Origin of the sequence: Methylobacterium indicum (assembly GCF_001043895.1) — a bacterium.
GTDB classification, from domain to species: Bacteria; Pseudomonadota; Alphaproteobacteria; order Rhizobiales; family Beijerinckiaceae; genus Methylobacterium; species Methylobacterium indicum.
In genome coordinates this window covers 15,744-32,883 of record NZ_JTHF01000084.1, presented here as the reverse complement: position 1 = coordinate 32,883, position 17,140 = coordinate 15,744, and the positions used below count along the sequence as shown (strand labels likewise).

Annotated in this window: 9 protein-coding genes and 4 pseudogenes; 11 read left to right on the top strand and 2 right to left on the bottom strand. The window is 68.2% G+C overall.

Annotated features, from left to right (window positions below):
* Positions 1 to 117: 117 nt before the first annotated feature.
* A pseudogene (locus QR78_RS10700) lies at positions 118 to 1,284 on the bottom strand (ISL3 family transposase); the annotation flags it as partial.
* On the opposite strand from QR78_RS10700, the gene QR78_RS36015 reads away from it, so the two are divergent.
* The 3 genes and pseudogenes from QR78_RS36015 to QR78_RS36690 all read left to right on the top strand — a co-directional run.
* The gene (locus tag QR78_RS36015) at positions 1,284 to 1,739 is read left to right on the top strand and encodes an AAA family ATPase (protein ID WP_244276427.1); all 456 of its coding nucleotides are present in this window, start codon (positions 1,284 to 1,286) and stop codon (positions 1,737 to 1,739) included. The pseudogene QR78_RS10700 and the gene QR78_RS36015 sit on opposite strands and share 1 nt — an antisense overlap.
* Positions 1,634 to 2,149, top strand: a pseudogene (locus QR78_RS36010) (Ti-type conjugative transfer relaxase TraA); the annotation flags it as partial. The gene QR78_RS36015 and the pseudogene QR78_RS36010, both read left to right, overlap by 106 nt.
* Positions 2,150 to 2,761: 612 nt before the next feature.
* Positions 2,762 to 3,565 (top strand): annotated as a pseudogene (locus tag QR78_RS36690) (IS701 family transposase); the annotation flags it as partial.
* Between the two features lie 716 nt (positions 3,566 to 4,281).
* Here QR78_RS36690 and QR78_RS32650 read toward each other — a convergent pair.
* Positions 4,282 to 5,051, bottom strand: a pseudogene (locus QR78_RS32650) (IS5 family transposase).
* Positions 5,052 to 6,410: 1,359 nt separating this feature from the next.
* Here QR78_RS32650 and repA point away from each other — a divergent pair.
* From repA to QR78_RS10640, 8 genes are all read left to right on the top strand, one after another.
* Positions 6,411 to 7,625, top strand: coding sequence for a plasmid partitioning protein RepA (gene repA / locus QR78_RS10675; protein WP_048427496.1), 1,215 nt, complete (start codon positions 6,411 to 6,413; stop codon positions 7,623 to 7,625).
* Positions 7,622 to 8,596, top strand: a complete 975-nt coding sequence (gene repB / locus QR78_RS10670) for a plasmid partitioning protein RepB (protein ID WP_048427503.1) — start codon at positions 7,622 to 7,624, stop codon at positions 8,594 to 8,596. The genes repA and repB overlap by 4 nt, the downstream gene beginning before the upstream one ends.
* A 1,193-nt stretch (positions 8,597 to 9,789) precedes the next feature.
* The gene (locus QR78_RS10665; RefSeq protein WP_158004035.1) at positions 9,790 to 11,214 is read left to right on the top strand and encodes an MmgE/PrpD family protein; all 1,425 of its coding nucleotides are present in this window, start codon (positions 9,790 to 9,792) and stop codon (positions 11,212 to 11,214) included.
* A gap of 2 nt (positions 11,215 to 11,216) precedes the next feature.
* Complete coding sequence (locus QR78_RS10660) at positions 11,217 to 12,830, top strand: FAD-dependent oxidoreductase (RefSeq protein ID WP_053220869.1); 1,614 nt, start codon at positions 11,217 to 11,219, stop codon at positions 12,828 to 12,830.
* Complete coding sequence (locus QR78_RS10655) at positions 12,827 to 14,374, top strand: ABC transporter substrate-binding protein (protein ID WP_048427494.1); 1,548 nt, start codon at positions 12,827 to 12,829, stop codon at positions 14,372 to 14,374. The genes QR78_RS10660 and QR78_RS10655 overlap by 4 nt, the downstream gene beginning before the upstream one ends.
* Positions 14,371 to 15,336 carry an ABC transporter permease gene (locus tag QR78_RS10650; protein ID WP_048427493.1) on the top strand — a complete coding sequence of 322 codons (966 nt, stop codon included), beginning with the start codon at positions 14,371 to 14,373 and terminating at the stop codon, positions 15,334 to 15,336. Before QR78_RS10655 ends, QR78_RS10650 begins: the two co-directional genes overlap by 4 nt.
* Positions 15,337 to 15,345: 9 nt before the next feature.
* On the top strand, positions 15,346 to 16,170 hold the full coding sequence (locus tag QR78_RS10645; RefSeq protein WP_048427492.1) for an ABC transporter permease: 825 nt from the start codon (positions 15,346 to 15,348) through the stop codon (positions 16,168 to 16,170).
* Positions 16,167 to 17,120 (top strand): ABC transporter ATP-binding protein, encoded by a 954-nt coding sequence (locus QR78_RS10640; protein WP_048427491.1) that lies wholly within the window; start codon positions 16,167 to 16,169, stop codon positions 17,118 to 17,120. Before QR78_RS10645 ends, QR78_RS10640 begins: the two co-directional genes overlap by 4 nt.
* Positions 17,121 to 17,140 lie beyond the last annotated feature (20 nt).

Genomic DNA, 17,140 nt, shown 5'->3' with positions numbered 1-17,140 from the left:
ACTTCAATCGGCGTTGACAGGGGTTGATCATCCGGTTGTCAAACGGCATCGGAACGGGGTTCATCCGCACATTCGGTGCCGACGGGTGCTTGTCCAGCCAAGCTCCGAGGTCTCGGCTCACGCGGCATGCAGCACTCGTTGGCGGAGCAGGTCGAACTTGGCGCGATCATACATGCAGCGTTTGATCAGTGTGAGGCGGTTGACCTGCCCTTCTACCTAGCCGTTGATCCAAGGCTCGGCGATCGCCGCGTGCATGGCCTCCTCATCCTGCCGAAGCCCGGTGACGAAGCCGCCGAGCTCGGTGGCGGCGGAAGCCTCCAGCCAAGGCGTCAGTCCGGCGGGATCGTCCTGGTGCAGGAGATTGGCGAAGGCGCGCACATCCTCGGCGGCCCGCTTCAAGCGCGCAGCTGCCTTGCAGAGTGCCTCGGTGAAGGTACGATCCTCGGGCGATAGAACGACTGGATCACCCATCAGCCACCGGGTGATGCGGCGTGTCGAGGGGATCCGGGCTGAGGGCGGTCGAGTCGGGGCCCCCGAGCGCTGCCGTGTGGCCCAGCGCCGGACGATGTCGTAGCCGCCTGTGCAGCCCTGCGCGCACAACTCGCGATGGAGAACGGCGGCGCTGCGCTGACCGTCCTGCCAGCGCGCCTCGACGAAGCAGATGTAACGGTCGAGGCGGCTCGGGCCTGGAGCACGGCGATAGGGCACGAACTGGCCAGCCCGGATCCAGCGACGCACGGCGTTGCGCGATGCCCCGAGACAGCGAGCGATCTCCTTGATCGGTTGACCTTCGGCGTGGAGCCGCAGGGCTGCCTCGCAGCGGTCGCGTCGTTGGCTGCTCGTTTCCGGGACGGGCTCGGTCTTCGCTGGATCAGAAGGGAGAGAAGGCTCGGGCATGGAGTGGCTCGCCACGGCCCTGATCTCGGACTGGTGCCGCTCGACGATGCCGCGCAGTGCCTCGGAGGCATTGACGAGCAGATGCCAGCGATCCGCAACCTGCATCGCCGCCGGAGCGCCTGTGCGCACAGCCTCGGCGTAGGGTCCGGCGCGGTCACGGCTGACGACGGCGACGCTCGGATGGGCGGCCAGCCAGTCCCGCACCGGTGCCGCGGAGCGACCGGGCAGCAGGTCGATGACGCGCCGCCGTTCCAGGTCGCAGACGATGGTGCCGTAGGATTGACCGCGCCGCCACGCCCCATCGTCGATGCCGACCACGTGCGGCGCCGGAGAGGAGGCGATGCCGCGTCGACGGATCAGGCGCAGAACCGTGTCGCCGCTGCCGGGTGCACGGGGCGGCGCTCGCCGGCAAGGCCGCGGAGGGTTCGGAGGCCTCCTCCGGCATCCCGAGTCGCACCCTGGCGTCCTGGCAGATGGCCTGGGCCAACGAGCGCCATCCGCTCGGGACCGGCGACATCTTGGTGATCGACGAGGCCGGGATGGTGTCCTCGCGCCAGCTCGCGCAGTTCGTGCAAACGGTCGAGCGATCCGGCGCCAAGCCGGTGTCGGTGGGCGACCCCGAGCAGCTGCAGCCGATCGTCCCGGGGGCGGGGTTCCGGGCATGTCGGAGCGCACCGGGTTCCTCAAGCTCAAGGCGATCCGGCGCCAGCATACGGCTTGGCAGCGGCAGGCGAGCGTGGCCCTGGGTACGCGCGAAACCCGGACCGGGCTCGAGGCCTATCACGAGCATGGCGCGATCCGGTTCACGGCGGACGGAGCCTCGGCGCGCAAGCGGCTGGTAGCGGATTGCCTCGGCGACCGGGCGGCCCGGCCAGAGGCGAGCCGGATTGCGCTGGCCCATACCCGGGTCGACGTGCGCGCGCTCAACGACGCGATCCGCGACCGGCTGCGCGCGGCCGGCGAGCAGACGTACGAAGTCGCCTTCGTGACCGGTGGGGTTGGTCGGCTGAGCTTCGCAGCCGGCGACCGGCTGGTGTTCCTGCGCAACGATCGCGCGCTCGGGGTGAAGAACGGCAGGCTCGGCACGGTAACGCAAGCAGCCGAGGGGCGGCTCTCCGTGACGCTCGACGACGGGCGGGCGGTGACGATCGCGCAGGGGGTCTACGACGCGGTGGACCACGGCTACGCGACGACGATCCACAAGAGCCAGGGGGCGACGGTGGACCGGGCGTTCGTGCTGGCCTCGTCGGGGATGGACCGTCACCTGGCCTACGTCGCGCTGACGCGGCACCGGGACGAGGTCGGTCTGTATGCCGGGCAGGATGCGTTCCCGGACTTCGCGGCGCTGGCGGGCCGGCTGGGCCGGGGGCGGCTGAAGGCGTCGGTGCTGGACTATCTCGGCGAGCCCCGCGCGGAGGTCGCGGCGTCGCAGGCCCTGCCACTCGCCGATCAGCCCGCACCCCCGCAGGCGGTCGAGCCGGCCGAGCGCGCGACCCTCGTGGCGCCGCGAAAGCCGTTCCTGGCGGCCGTTCCCTACGACGCGGCGGCGATCGATGCGGCCCTCGACCGTCGCGTCGATCCGGAGCGGGATCTCAAGCAGGACCTCGACCTGCTGCGCTACGAGATCCGCAGGGCGGTCAAGGAACCCGCCAGGCTGTTCCGGGAGATCTACGCTCAGCTTCGCACCCCTGGGAAAGGCTACTCCGCGCGGATCGGCGGGCTGCTGGTCGACCCCGGGGCCTATGGCTGCCTGCGGGGCCGTAAAGGCTGGTTCGTGCCTGCGGCGGAGCAGGAGGAACGGGAGCGGGCCGAGCGTGCCTATGCCGGCCTCAGGAGGTCCGCCCTGGAGTTCAAGGGCGCGTATTCGTGGGCCTGCGACCGAGCGCGACCGGCGGAGGAGCGCTATCGGCGGCGCATCACGATCGAGGTTCCGGAGACGCTGGCCTTCGCGGCCAAGCCGCAACTGGCGCTCACGATTATCCGGCGGGCGATCGCAGCGGATGTGCCGTTTGCCTGGGTGGCGGCCGACAGCGTGTACGGGGTCGGCGAGATCGGACAAGCGCTGCGGCGCGGGGCCAAGGGCTACATCCTCGGGGTTGTGGCAAGCCATCGCTTCAACTCCTGGATCGACAAGCCCGAGGTGGCCGGCACGGCCGAAGCGATTGCCGACGCGCTCGATCCTTGCACCTGGCAGCGCCTGTCGGCCGGGCGGGGCACCAAGGGCGCGCGCCTCTACGACTAGGCTCACTGCGAACTCGCCGATCTGGATATGGGCAAGAAGACCGACGCGCCCTCAGAGGTGTGGACGCACGGACTGCTGGTTCGCCGCAGCATCGGCGATGGTCAGCGCGCCTACTTCACCACCTGGTGCCCGGCTGGCACGTCGCTCCAGACCCTGGTTCAGGTCGAGGGGCGGCGCTGGGCGATCGATGAAGCGTTCGAGACCGGCAAGCCCGAGTTGGGTCTGGACCACAACGAGACCCGCTCCTGGCATGGCTGGCACCGGCACGTCAGCCTGGTGATGCTGGCCTTCGCGGTGCTGGCGCGGGTGCGTCAGCGGGCCAACGGCCCGCCCCCAAAAACCGAGCGAAGGGCCAAGCTCGCCCGTGCCCTGGTCGCTGCAGGAGATCCGGCGCGGCGCGATCCGGCTCGCGCAATAGCGCATTAACCGGCTCTCGTGATCGCCTGGTCAGCGTGGCGGCGCGCTCACCAAGCCGCCGCCCGCCAAGCTCACCTCAAGAAGCCGATGCAACTGTAATGCTAGTCCGTAAGGGTGCAACCCGACACCAAACACGGGACTGAACCCCTCCGGCCAGACATCTCCTGGCCATTGCCTGCAGGCTGCCTGCGCGATCATGCAATCTTTCTTGCAATCAAGATAAGATGGTCCAACGCAGTTTTCTCCAGGGGATGAAGTTTTATATTGTATGCAGCGATTGATCGTGTCCAATAAATGTTAGAACGGTATTATTAGATGTTCAATGCCGCGGGTTTACCGCTGCAAAGCTGCGTCGTTGCAGGGGTTTGTCCCGAGTTCGCCCGGACCCGTGCCGATCCAGGGTCGCCGGGAGGTGGACGTCTCCCCTCCCCTCCCCTCGTCTACCGTCACGGCGCGATCACGAGTTCCACGCCCGCGAGGTCGGGCTCCTGCTCATTGGCGAGCGACATCGCCGCACCCGATCAAGGGATTGCTCGTTGCTCCACCCCCCTCACGGGTGATCAACATCGCCTCAACGTTGAAAGCCCCGAACTCCATTCTCCCAGGATAGGAATCGCGCCTCGTGCGCGTCCTCGACAACCTTGCTCTTGGGATGACGCATCGCGCTTGCCATAACACTACACCGCGCCAATCGGCTGTGCATCGTCACGACCGTGTAAGAGCGCCTAACAGACCCTCGTGATCTGGCGGACGGTGATGAGGCTGGCCTGCAGGACTGTGAACGCCCCGTAGATGTCGGCGCGGCGTTCGTAGCGGTCGGGCAAGCGGCGGGCGCGGCTGAACCAGGCATGGCTGCGCTCGACCACCCAGCGATGCCGCGCCGGGCAATCCGTGACCTGATCCCACGCGCCCGGCACTCCTGCCGCCGCACGCGGGCATCATAGGCCTTGTCGGCGTGCAGCCTGTCGGGGCGCCGGCGCGGTCGTCCCCGCCGCCCGCTGCGCAAGGGCGGGATGGCGTCCAGCGTCGGGGCCATCAGCGGGCTGTCGTGGCAGTTGGCGCTGGTCGCAACGAGGCCGAGCGGCGTGCGTCGGTGACGAGGTGGCGCTTGGTGCCCGCCTTGACCCGATCCGTCGGGTACGGGCCGGTGGCAGACCCCCCTTTTTCGCCGGTACGCTCGCACTGTCGACGCTTGCCCGGCTCCCGTCGATCTCGCCCACCGCATGCAGGCGTTCAAGCAGCACCTGATGCAGGCGCCGCCACACGCCGGCGGCTTGCCAGTCGCGCAGCCGGCGCCAGCAGCTCATGCCGCAGCCGCACTTCATCTCGGCCGGCAGCATCTCCCAGGGGATGCTCGAGCGCAGAGCAAACAGGATGCCCGTCACGGCGCCCGACCGTCCACACGGGGACGCCCGCCCTTCGGGCGAGGCGGGTGTGGCGGCAGAAGCGGGGCGACCACAGCCCAGAGATCGTCAGGGAGAAACGGGCGAGCCATACCAACCCAACGCCCAACCGAACCGATCGTGCCGTTCTGTTAGGCGCTCTAAATCTCGTTCCACGTTCAGCCCTAGTCGATTGTCTTGCGCAGTCTGCCGGCGAAAGCAGGCACCGCAGCTGGACCAGATCAGTGGCAGCGCGGATGGAGATACCCCAGACAGGGGCGTCCTCGATCACCGCGGTCAGCGCCTTCTCGCTCATCCGGCTCGGCTTCAAGGAACTCGGGCAGTCGCTCCCCGTCCCTAGCTTCCGGGACGCCCAGCTCGACGGTGCCAGCTCGCCCCTTTCAGTCCCGGTCACGGTAATCCGCGGATCGAGCCCGGGGCAAGCTGCCGTGCTGGACCAGCTACTCCGGCTCTTACGCGCTCGTCGCCGCTCCGGTCGGTCCAGTGACATCCAGTTTCATCGGCTGTTCGCAGGTCATACCGAACTGTTCGCGCAGCACGTCCGCGTGAGCGCTCTTCTCAGCCCGCGCGCACAGCCTCGACGTGAGCCGGGATTCCGGTAGTTCCCGGGTTCAGAGTCGGTGGCCCACAACCCGATCCTAAACGTCACCGCCAATGCCCACCCCCGCGAGAGCGCCGTAATGGGCGCTCAGGCGGCCTCTCTCGCATTCACTTCGATGACCCACGGGGATGCGGTTACCTCGACCTCACGGTGACGTGGCTGTGTTCTACAGGTCGAGTGACGAGCGGTGCTTCTTGAACGGGTCGAAGGCGAGCAGGCGGTCTCAGTCGTGGTCACTCGTCGTGCCATGCTATGCAACAGCAGGTGCAGAGAGCTGTTCTCCGGCTACCGCGCAGAGTCTTGTTCAACTAGCACATCGAACGGTCATTTCTCATATCGCTCGTCAGACATCGGGCCGAGGCCATAAGCTCGTGGATGTGCTCGATGCATGAAGCGGTCTCGTGGTAAATCCGTCCTCGCCGCACCCAAGCGCCTTGCCCCTCCCCTCATGCGCTGGGCCGGCGTAAGCCGGTATCGTGCTGGTACCCACGCCACAGACACGCCTTCGACGTGCGACCTCTCGTCGACGATGTCGGCCCTGTGAGGTTGCCATCGCGCGACCGGCTCGAGCCTCCACCCCTGCATTCACTATATGGTATGAAAGCGTAGCGGCCTTCAGTGCGCGAGAGAACTGATGCCGATGCCTTTACGCGCTCCGGTTGGCCTCGGCGGCCATCATGGCGGCGAGAGCTGATCGCCGTGCTGCCCGCGTGTTGTCTGCTGACAACAAGGGCATCCGTTAAGGATTCGGTTACCCTTAATTTCTTGCCAGCCGGTGCGAACTATGTCGTCTATCAAGAGACGGCAAGACGGCGTTTTACGCGCTAGTGCCGTCTCGAACGGATCGCGAATGACGCAAGTAGCCCACACGCTTTTAGAGGGCGAAGAGACTGCCGCGCAACGCGTGAGCCGTCATGCCTCCCTCTTGTCCGGCCAACTCCGGAACCTCACGGCGTCGCTGTTTCCCCCAGCGTCCCAAAAAATGCTGCGCTCCTTCAGTTCGGGAGAGGTCGCAAAGTTCGTAGGGGTATCCGACGGCTACCTGCGCCAACTATCGATTGATGGGCTCGGACCGGTGCCGGCCATAGCAACGGGTGGCCGCCGGTCCTACACACTCGCACAGGTCAACGAACTGCGGGCCTATCTCACGGAAGCGCGCCCTCGCGAGGCCTTGCAATTCCTCCCACGACGTCGTCCAGGGGAGCCGCTGCAGGTGATCGCGGTCGCCAACTTCAAGGGCGGCTCCGCGAAAACCACCACATCGCTCTACCTGGCGCAGTATCTGGCTTTGCGCGGTTTTCGGGTGCTGGCGATCGATCTCGATCCGCAAGCGTCGTTGTCGTCGATGTTCGGGTATCAGCCTGAATTCGATATCGACCGAAACGAGACGCTCTATGGGGCGATCCGTTACGACGACGAACGCCGTCCCACTCGTGAGGTCATCCGGCCGACCTACTTCGACGGCGTGAGTATCGTGCCTGGCAATCTGGAGCTGATGGAGTTCGAGCATCAGACACCACGCGCCATGATCGATCGGAAAGCCCGTGGCCATGACATGTTCTTCAGGCGTGTTGCAACCGCTCTAGGCGAGGTCGAGTCGGATTACGACGTGGTCGTAATCGACTGCCCACCACAACTTGGCTACCTCACCATGGGGGCTCTCAACGCTGCGACCGCCATGGTGGTCACCATCCATCCGCAGATGGTCGACATGGCGTCCATGAGCCAGTTCCTCCTCATGACCTCGGATCTGATGTCCGTGATCGAGGACGCTGGTGGACGCCTGCATCACGATTTCATTCGCTACGTCGTCACCCGCCACGATCCGAATGACGTGCCCGAGACTCAGATCGTCGCTTTGCTGCGCAATCTGTTCGGAGACGACGTGCTGAACGCTGCCGCCTGGAAGTCGACCGCCGTTGCCAATGCGGGGTTGACGAAGCAGTCGCTCTACGAGCTTGAGCGTGGGTCAGTCGGCCGGGCGGCTTATGACAGGGCGCTCGAATCCGTCGACGCGGTGAATGCCGAGATCGTTCAATTGATCAAGCAGGCGTGGGGCCGATGACGAAGCCGACTGGAACCCAACGTACCCGCGCGATCAGCGCGCTCTTCGCCGTCCAGCCACCGTTGTCAGCAGACAACAAACCCCGGATCCCATCCGGCTCGGTCAACGCACTTCGCTCGACCTTGACCGACTCGGAGCGGGAAAACGAAGAATTGCGCCAGCAGCTCGAGTCCGGCGCGTCGATCATCACGATCGATCCAGACCTCATCGACGCGTCACCCATCGTCGATCGCTTTCATGAGGCCGACGACCCGACCTACGAGGCGCTAAAGGCTTCCATCGCTCAGCGCGGGCAGGAAATCCCGATTCTCGTTCGTCCGCTCAAGAGCGGACGTTATCAGAGCGCCTATGGGCATCGCAGGGTGCGGGTCGCCCGCGAGCTCGGCCTGTCGGTCAAGGCCGTCGTTCGTGAACTCACGGACGAAGACTTGATCGTTGCTCAAGGTGTCGAGAATGCAGCACGCGAGGATCTGAGCTTCATCGAGCGAGCCTTCTTTGCGGCCCGTTTGGAGGATTCAGGCTATGAACGATCTGTTATCCAAGAGGCATTGGCCATCGACCGTGCGGAAGCCTCGAAGCTGATTGCCGTTGCACGCGCCGTTCCGACCGACATCGCCGAGGCGATCGGTCGTGCACCCAAAGTCGGGCGTGGGCGCTGGCAGGCCCTGGCCGACGCGCTCAAGGACGAAGCAGCCCTTGAGCGCACACGCAGTGTCATCCACGACCCGCAGTTCAGGGGAGCGTCAGATGACAGGTTCCTGGCAACCCTGAAGGCTGCCACTGCGACACCAGTTGAAGCAAAGCTCACTCGCACCGTGTTCTGCAGGGACAAGCCGGTTGCTAAGGTTCAGGAGACAGCCAAGGACATCCGCGTGACGTTAAGCAGGGAAGGGGGGTTCGCCCGCTACTTGATGGAGCAGCTTCCCGATCTGTTCGAGGCGTTCGAACGCAGTCGCATTCGCGACGAGTGAGGCTCGTCCCGAGTCGCCAAGCCGTAAGAAGCCGGACACCTCGACCTCGGCTTGAGTCAGGAATGGCTTATGCTCGACGCGCAGGCTCGTCCTTGGAAGGGCCGACAGGACCGCGGCGGTGATGTTGACGGAGGTAGCCGTGTGATATCGCCGCCGAATTGCCCAAGGACGGAGAGGAGGGGAGGGGGACAGCTGCATTCATCACGACGGGCTGTCTCATCCCGCCGGACATCGAGACAATATTCCACAGCAAGCACCTCGCGATCGGGATCTCCTCGATCGCAGGAACGCAGTGACCGGAAGATCATCCGCTCCGGTAAACGATCAGATTACCGGCGATGACAAATCGCAAGATCGCCGAGCCTCAATTCTGAAATCTGGATAGGGCGGACCTAGTTCTATCGCAGAGGCACGTTGATCAGGTGACCCGGCCATCGGCGACACTGAGCATCCTGATGCTGCACGAATGCTTCAGACCGTTACGACCGGACGGTCGCAGGTAGAGACCCGAGCGAGGCTGGTGCTCGGTGCAGCCGTCAAGGTGCCGGGCAGGACGATGGCCGACGTTGTCCCGTCGCCATCGTCCGGGCATCAATCCCACTGGTGGACCGGGCTGAGGATCTGAAGCTTCACTCGCGAGACGGTGCAGGTTCTGCCACCCACGCTCGGGGCAGCCACGCGCGCGAACCACCGTAGCCCGTTCGGCGGCGGTTTCCACGGCGCTTGCCGACGGCCTGATGCCGATCACGCCGGAAGTGCTGGTCGAGGCCGGCGAGATGATGTCGAAGGAGGCGGGTCTCTGCCGTCGGCGCCGGGCTCGCAGACCGCGAGGGAGCCGCTGGCGCCGTTCCTTGCCACGAATGCGGTGCAGGGCAGTTCGCCGGTCGCCTCCAGGCTACGTAAACCGAATGACTGTCCTGAGACGCCCTGTGCCACGACGACGGCCCCCGCGCCTTGGCCGGGGCGGACCCGCCCACAACTCGTCGGGTGCCGCGCGCGCCGGAGGACAGGATCGACATCGCCGAAGCGGTGGATCCGGCCCGAGACGGGCCATGTGGTTACCAAAATTGTCGGCCTCAATCGACCGACGAGGCGTCGCCGAGGCATACCAGTGCATCATTCCTGTATTTGCTGAACGCTGCGACAGGTCGTGAAGTGTGTGGGCGAAACCCCCCGCACGAGGATCTCACGGCTTGCCTCCCGCCACCCTCCAACTCGCCCGGACATTCAGTGCCCTGTCCTGGGCCGAAATCCCCGCGCCTGTGCGCCACGAGACCGAGCGTCTCCTGCTCGACACGCTCGGCTGCCTCCTTGCAGGAGCGGAGACCGAGATCGGGCCGATGGCTCGCCGGTTCGGTCTCGCCCTCGGTGGCGGCACGCCCGTCTTCGTCGCCGGCGGGCCCCGCCTCGGCCTCCTCGGCGCCATCTACGCCAACGCCCGCATCGCCAATGCCCTCGACCTCGACGAGACGTTTCCGGTCGGCGCCCATTTCGGCGTCGGTGCGGTTGCCGCGGCACTCGGCCTTGCCGAAGCCAGGATGCAGTCGGGTGCGGCATTCCTGAGCGCGATCCTGATCGGCTACGAACTCGGCGCCCGGCTCGCGAGCCAGATCGGACCGATGATCGAGGTCGAGGACGGGCGGGTCACGGGATTTCCGTCGGTCTGGGGCGTCGCCGCGCCGGTCGTCCTCGCGGCAGGCGGTGCCGCGGCGCGGCTCCTCGAGCAGGACCCGGCCCTGTTCGCACAGAGTCTCGGCTTGGCGAGTGCGAATACGCCGGTCCCGGTTGGGGCACACTGGGCGGCGGCCATCGACTTGCCGAACGCGAAGTACTGCGATGCGGGGTGGTGCGCCGTCACCGGAGCCGGCGGTGCTCTGGCGGCCGAGGCGGGCACCCGGGGCTTCCCGACGATCCTCGACGGGCCGAGCAGTCTGGCGCGGCTCTCCGGCGCGGCCTCGCCCAACGAGTCGTACCTGACCGCGGGGCTCGGCGAACGCTGGCTCATCGCCGACATCACCTACAAGCCTTGGCCGAGCTGCCGGTTCACGCATCCGGTGCTGACCGCCCTCGAGGCGATCCTGGCGAGCGAGCGCCCCGCCATCGATGCCATCACGGCGATCGTCGTCGAGACGGGCCCGCTCACCGCCTCGGCCCGCTTCACGCAAGCGACGCCCCGCACCTTCGCGAGCCGGCAGTTCAGTTTTCCTCACCTCATCGCGATGCGGCTCCTCGGCGTGCCGCCGGGCCCGGCCTGGTGCGACCCGCGCTGGGACGACGATCCGGCCGTGGCCGTTCTGCGCGCCAAGGTCCGCTTCGAGGCCCATCCGCGCGGCGAGGACTTCGTGCATAGCCTCACGCGCAATCAGATGCGTACGCTTCCCGGCGGAATCCGGCTCCACCTCGTCGATGGGAGGTCCCTGCGGGCCGAGAGCGACACCGCACGCGGTGACCCTTGGGATCCAGAGACCCTCCTGTCGGACGAGGCGCTCGCCGAGAAGCTCCGCGGGCTCGCGCGCGGTCCGGTCGAGCCGTTGATCGAGGCCGTGGGCGATCTCTCTCGCGCGACTTCGATCAAGCCTCTGATCGCGGCCCTCCAGGCTGCCGGCGGGATGCATTGAGCATGCGCGCTCCTCTCTCCCACCTCTCCGGCCTCGCCGTCGACGTGCTGGTGATCGGTGCCGGCATCAACGGCGCGAGCGCCGCCCAGCACCTTGCAGCGTCCGGCCACGACGTGCTCCTCGTCGACAAGGCCGATTTCGGTGCTGGCGCCACCGCCCGCTCGAGCCGTCTCCTGCATTGCGGCTTGCGCTACCTCGCCCCGGGCCGCTCGCTCGCCGAGTTCCTCATCCGGCCCGACCGGCTGCTCACGGCGTTGCGCATGGCACGTCAGGCGATGATGGCCCGGGCCGAGCTCGTGCACACCGTGCCGGAGCGGGTTGCCGCGATGCGCTTCTGCTTTCCCATCTACCGGGACGGGCCGTACCGACCCTGGCAGATCGATACCGCCTTCAAAATCCTCGCCGGGCTTGGCGCCGGGGGGAGGGTGCCTCTCGACTACGAAAAGTTATCGCCTGCCGCCGCGATGTCCCGCCCGCTCCTGCGTGCCCTGCGGGACCCCGAGCGGCTTCAGGCCGTCGCTTGCTTTCGCGAGTACCAGATCGACTGGCCCGAGCGGCTCTGCCTCGACGCGGTGCTCGATGCGGAGCGCTGCGGCGCCCGGGTTCGCAACTATACCTCCGCCGCTCTCCTCGGATCGCTCCCCGGAGGTGGCTGGCAGGTTCGCCTGAGCGATACCCTCAGTACGGAGCTGCCCGTCCACGTCACGGCCCGCCGGGTCCTCAACCTCGCCGGCACCGGAATCGATGCGGTCACGCGAGGAATCGTCCCGCACGCCCGACGCCGCGTCGTCGGCACCAAGGGCGCGCATATCCTGGTGCGGCTCCCGGCGGAATGCGCTGGGACGGGCATCGCCACGCTGAGCCGCCGGGGCGAGCCGTTCTACTGCATCCCCTGGCGCGACATGCATTTCTTTGGGCCGACCGAGACCCTCTACGAGGGCGACCCCCATGACGCCTGCGTTACGCCGGACGAGGCCGCGTTCCTGCTCGGGGAGGCGCGCCATCTCCTGCCAGGCTATCGCCTCGGTCCCGAGGCCGTTGTCGCGAGCTGGGCAGGGGTCCGCCCGCTGACCTACGATCCCGCGCTGCCGCTCGGCCGGCGCTCGCGCGAACTCCACGACCTTTGCGCGGACGGCCTGCCGGGTGTCTTCGCCCTGACGGCCGGTCCGGTGATGAGCCATCGCTCCGCCGGACGCCTGCTGGCCGACACGGCGGCCCGCGGCCTTATCCCCCGTCGTGCGGCGCAAGTCGTTCGCTATTCCGGGCCGGAGGTGCCGCCGAGCCCGACCGGCGAGGCGCTTCGGCCCGGCACGCCCTCCGCTGTCGCCGACTTGCAGCGCGCGGTCGAGCGCGAGCATGCCGCAACGCTCGCCGACGTGCTGTTCCGGCGCACCGGTGCCGCCTGGGGCGAGCCCCTCGCATCCCACGAGATCGGGCACGCCGCCGCGACCATCGGCGACGCGCTGGGCTGGGACACCGCCACCCGGTGCGCCGCCGTCGAGGCCTACGCGGACGAAGTCTCGCGACTGTTCGGCTCGCCCTTCGCCCCTTCGATCCTCAACCCACAAGACCTGCCAACCGCGACCACCGCGTCCCGCCAAGGAGATCGTCCGTGACCTCGCCTGTCCTGACCCGGCGCAGCCTGATCGCCGGTGCCGTCCTCAGCCCACTCGCCGGCGCGGGCCTGGTCCGTGCCGAGCCCACCGCGACGCTGCGCGCGGCCATCGCTGGGTTCTCGGTGCTGAACACCCTCGATCCGGCCAAAGCCAGCCTCCTCTCGGAAAACTACGTGATCTGGGCGATCTTCAACGCCCTCTTGCGCTTCAACGCCCGCATGGAGATCGAGGGCGATCTCGCGGCCCGCTTCAGCGTGCTCGACTCGACCACGCTCGAATTCAACCTGCGGCCCGAGGCGCGCTTCCACGACGGCGCGCCGGTCACGGCCGACGACGTCAAGTTCTCGCTCGAGCGCGTGCTCGACCCCACCACCGCCTCGCCGAACCGGGGCAAGCTCACGGCGATCGAGGCGATCGTCATCCGCGATCCGCTGACCTTGCGGATCAGCACCCGCACTCCTTTTGCTCCCCTGCTCAGCGCCCTCACCAACACCCGCACGGGAACGCAGATCGTCTCGCGTGCTGCCCTGCGCGAGCTCAGACCCGAGGCGTTCGCCCGCGCACCCGTCGGCAGCGGGGCGTATCGCGTGCGGGCGTGGCGATCCAACGAGCGCGTCGAACTTGAGGCCGCCCCCCATCACCTCGGACCGCCGCCCCGCATCCCGCGGGTCGACGTCCTGCTCATCCCGGAAGAGTCGAGCGGGCTCACCGCGCTCCTCGGCCAAGCCGTCGACCTCACGAGCACGGCTCCTTTCGCCGACGTCCGCGCCCTCGAGGCGCGGCCCGCGCTGCAGGTGTTCAAGCAACCTGGACTGAACACGCGCTACGTCGCGCTGAACAACCGGCAAGCGCCCTTCGACGACGTCCATGTGCGCCGTGCCCTCTCGATGGCCTTCGACCGCAACGCCCTCGTCAAGGCCGTCCTGTTCGGCGAGGGCAGCGTCACGCCGGGCCTGCTGCCGCCCGCGCTGCTGGCGCATCAGGGCCCGCTTCCCGATCTCGTGACCTACAACCCAGGCCGCGCCCGCGCCGAACTGGCTAAGGCGCGCTACCGGCCCGAGGCCGTGGTGGCGAGCGTTCTCGTCTGGGGCTCGTCCTGGTGGCGGCGCTTCGGCGAGATCGTCGTCGCCCAGATCAACCAGACGCTCGGGACGCGCCTCACCGTCCAGGCGGGCGACACCAACGCGGTCTTCGCCCAGTTGCGGTCGGGAGCCTACCAAGCCGCAGTCTGGGGCTGGCTCGGCCTCGTCGACTACGACGAGTATCTCGGCGACATCCTCGGCGCTACGGGCGCCCGCAACTTCCAGGGCTACGCCAACCCGGCCTTCGACGCGCTGCTCGCGGAGGGCCGCATCACCCTCGACCCGGGTCGCCGGGCCGCGATCTACGCCCGGGCCGACCGTTTGATGCTCGAGGACATGCCCGTCTGGCCAGCCTTCTGCTCGAACGTCCACCACGTCGCGACGAGCCGCCTCGCGGGCTTCACGCAACTCCCCTACTCGAATTTCGGCGACCAGTTCGCCCAACTGGATCTGCGCGCATGACCGCAGCCTTCCTCCGTCTTTCCGGGCCGACCCTCCGCCATGCCGGCGGCGTCGTCCTGGTCGGTCTTCTGGGCGCCCTGTGCATCTTCGCGGCCCTGCGCCTCGGCCCGGGCGACCCGGCGCTCACGGCCCTGGGGGAGGGGGCAACGCCCGCTTCCGTTGCGGCCTACCGCGCCCGCTGGGGGCTCGACCAGCCCTGGCCCGTCCAGTTCGCGGCCTGGCTCCTCCCGGCGCTGCACGGCGATTTCGGCACCTCGATCGCGGTCGCGAGCGGGATCCCGGTGTCGCGGCTCATTGCCGAGCGTCTGCCGGTCACCGCCTTCGTCGGCGCCTACGCGCTCGTCCTCGCCACGGCGACGGCGCTCGTCGCCGGCGCGGTGGCGGCACGCTGGCGCGGCCGGTGGCCCGACAGCCTCGCCACGACGCTCGCCGTGCTCGGCGTCGCGATGCCGGATTTCTGGGTCGCCTACCTGTTGATCGGCAGCCTCGCCTTCGGCCTCGGCCTGTTCCCGAGCTTCGGCTACGTCCCGCCCTCGGTTTCGCTGACCGGCGCTCTCTCGAGCGCGACGCTGCCGGCACTCGCCATCGCCGCACCGATGGCCGCGAGCTTCACCCGCATCCTGCGCGCCGCGCTCCTCGAGGAATCCTTGAGCGAGCACGTGCGGGTCGCGCGGGCGCTCGGGCATCCCGGCGGCTTCGTCTTCCTGCACCACGTCCTGCGCAACGCGCTGATCCCGTTCGTCACGGTGGTCGGTCTTCAGGTCCGCTATCTCCTCGGCGGCACCGTGGTGATCGAGCGCATCTTTGGACTGCCCGGTCTCGGCGCCCTCATGGTCGATGCGGCCTTCGCGCGAGACTATCCGCTCGTGCAGGCCTGCGCGCTGGTGTTCCTGATCGGCGTTCTCGCGGCGAACCTCGCCACGGACGGGCTATGCGCCCTTCTCGATCCGCGCCGGAGCTAGAGCCCTCGCATGCGCGCCTTCCTCGCCCATCGCCTCGCGCCGCTCGGCGCCCTCGTCACCGGCCTCGTGCTCCTGCTCGTCGGGGTCGGGCCTGCCCTGTCGCCCTACGACCCCACCCACATGGACGTCCTGGCGCTCCTCACGCCGCCCGACTGGCAGCATCCGTTCGGAACCGACGCACTCGGGCGCGACGTGCTTACCCGCGTACTCGCCGGCGCCCGGCTGTCGCTCACCGTCAGCGCCACCGGTGTCGCCCTGGCGGCGCTCGCCGGAACCCTCGCGGGGCTCGTCGCGGCCGAGCGCCGCGGCCTCCTCGCCGCCTTGCTCCTGCGCCTGTCCGACCTCCTGTTCTCGTTCCCGAGCTTCGTCCTCGCCCTGTTCCTCGTCGTCGTGTTCGGCTTTGGCACCGGCACCCTGATCCTCGCCATCGCACTGGTCTATGCACCGATCTTCGTACGTCTCAGCCGCAACCTCGCGGCGAGCGCCCGTGGCCAGACCTACGTCGTCGCCGCCCGGGTGATCGGCCAGTCGAGCCGGAGCATCCTCCTGCGCGAGATCCTGCCGAACATCGCGGGCCCGCTCCTGGTGCAGGCGACCCTCGGCCTCGCCTTCGGCATCGTGATCGAGGCGGGCCTGAGCTTCATTGGGCTCGGCGTCCAGCCGCCCCAGCCCTCGCTCGGCACCATCATGGCCGAGGGCCGCGAAGTGTTCGGCCAGGCACCCTGGGTGCTCACGCTGACGGGTTTGTTCATCGCTCTCACCCTGCTCGGTCTGAACCTGCTCGGAGACGGCCTGCGCGAACTCGCCGATCCCAAGCTGAGGGGCCGCTCATGACCATAGCCACACCCCTCCTGTCGGTCGCCGACCTCGCCGTCACCGTTCCGGGGCCGTCCGGTCCCTGGACCGCGGTGGCCGGGATCGACCTCGCTCTCGCCCGCGGCGAGACCCTCGGCCTCATCGGCGAATCGGGTTCGGGCAAGACACTCACGGGCCTTGCCCTCCTCGGGCTCCTGCCCTCCGGGGCGCGCGTGACGGCCCGCCGGCTCACCTTCGACGGCCAGGACCTGCGGGGTGGCGAGCCGGTCCTGGCGCCGCTTCGCGGGCGGCGCCTCGGGATGATCGTCCAGGACCCGGTCGGCGCGTTCAACCCGGCAAAGCGCATCGGCTGGCACATGCGGGCAGTGCTGCGTCGGCGCGGGGACCGGCGTCCCGACGCCGCGGCCTGCTGGCTGTCCGCAGTCGGGGTCCGGGCGGCCGAGCGGGTGCTGGCCGCCTATCCCCATCAGCTCAGCGGCGGCATGCTCCAGCGCGTGCTGATCGCGATGGTGGGGGCACTCGAGCCCGACCTCATCGTGGCGGACGAGCCGACGACGAATCTCGACGCGGTCGTCGCCCGGCAGATCCTCGACCTCATCCGAGAGCAGCAGAACCGCACGGGCTGCGCGGTCCTGTTCGTTACCCACGATCTCGCCGCGGCGCGCCACCTGTGCGACCGCGTCGCCGTCATGGTCGCCGGCACGATCGTCGAGATCGGTCCGGCCAGTGCCGTCCTCGAGGCGCCCCGTCATCCCTACACGCGCGGCCTGATCGCGACGGTGCGCTCGCTCGCCGCGCGCGATCCCATCCTCGTCGAGATGGTGGGCGAGCCGGGCCGCCGCGAGACCGGCGGCTGCCCATTCCTCAGCCGCTGTCCGCACGCCGACCCCCTGTGCCGTTCGGATCCGCCCGGCCTCTCGGCCCTCCGTCCCGACCACTTCCTCCGGTGTCATCATCCCGATGTCTGACCGTCCTTCCGCTCCCGTCG

What these genes read in the sequence shown, in the direction of transcription:
- QR78_RS10660 (WP_053220869.1), top strand. Translation starts at nt 11,217, where the DNA reads ATGCGCGCTCCTCTCTCCCACCTCTCCGGCCTCGCCGTCGACGTGCTG.
- QR78_RS10640 (WP_048427491.1), top strand. Translation starts at nt 16,167, where the DNA reads ATGACCATAGCCACACCCCTCCTGTCGGTCGCCGACCTCGCCGTCACC.
- QR78_RS10645 (WP_048427492.1), top strand. Translation starts at nt 15,346, where the DNA reads ATGCGCGCCTTCCTCGCCCATCGCCTCGCGCCGCTCGGCGCCCTCGTC.
- repA (WP_048427496.1), top strand. Translation starts at nt 6,411, where the DNA reads ATGACGCAAGTAGCCCACACGCTTTTAGAGGGCGAAGAGACTGCCGCG.
- QR78_RS10650 (WP_048427493.1), top strand. Translation starts at nt 14,371, where the DNA reads ATGACCGCAGCCTTCCTCCGTCTTTCCGGGCCGACCCTCCGCCATGCC.
- repB (WP_048427503.1), top strand. Translation starts at nt 7,622, where the DNA reads ATGACGAAGCCGACTGGAACCCAACGTACCCGCGCGATCAGCGCGCTC.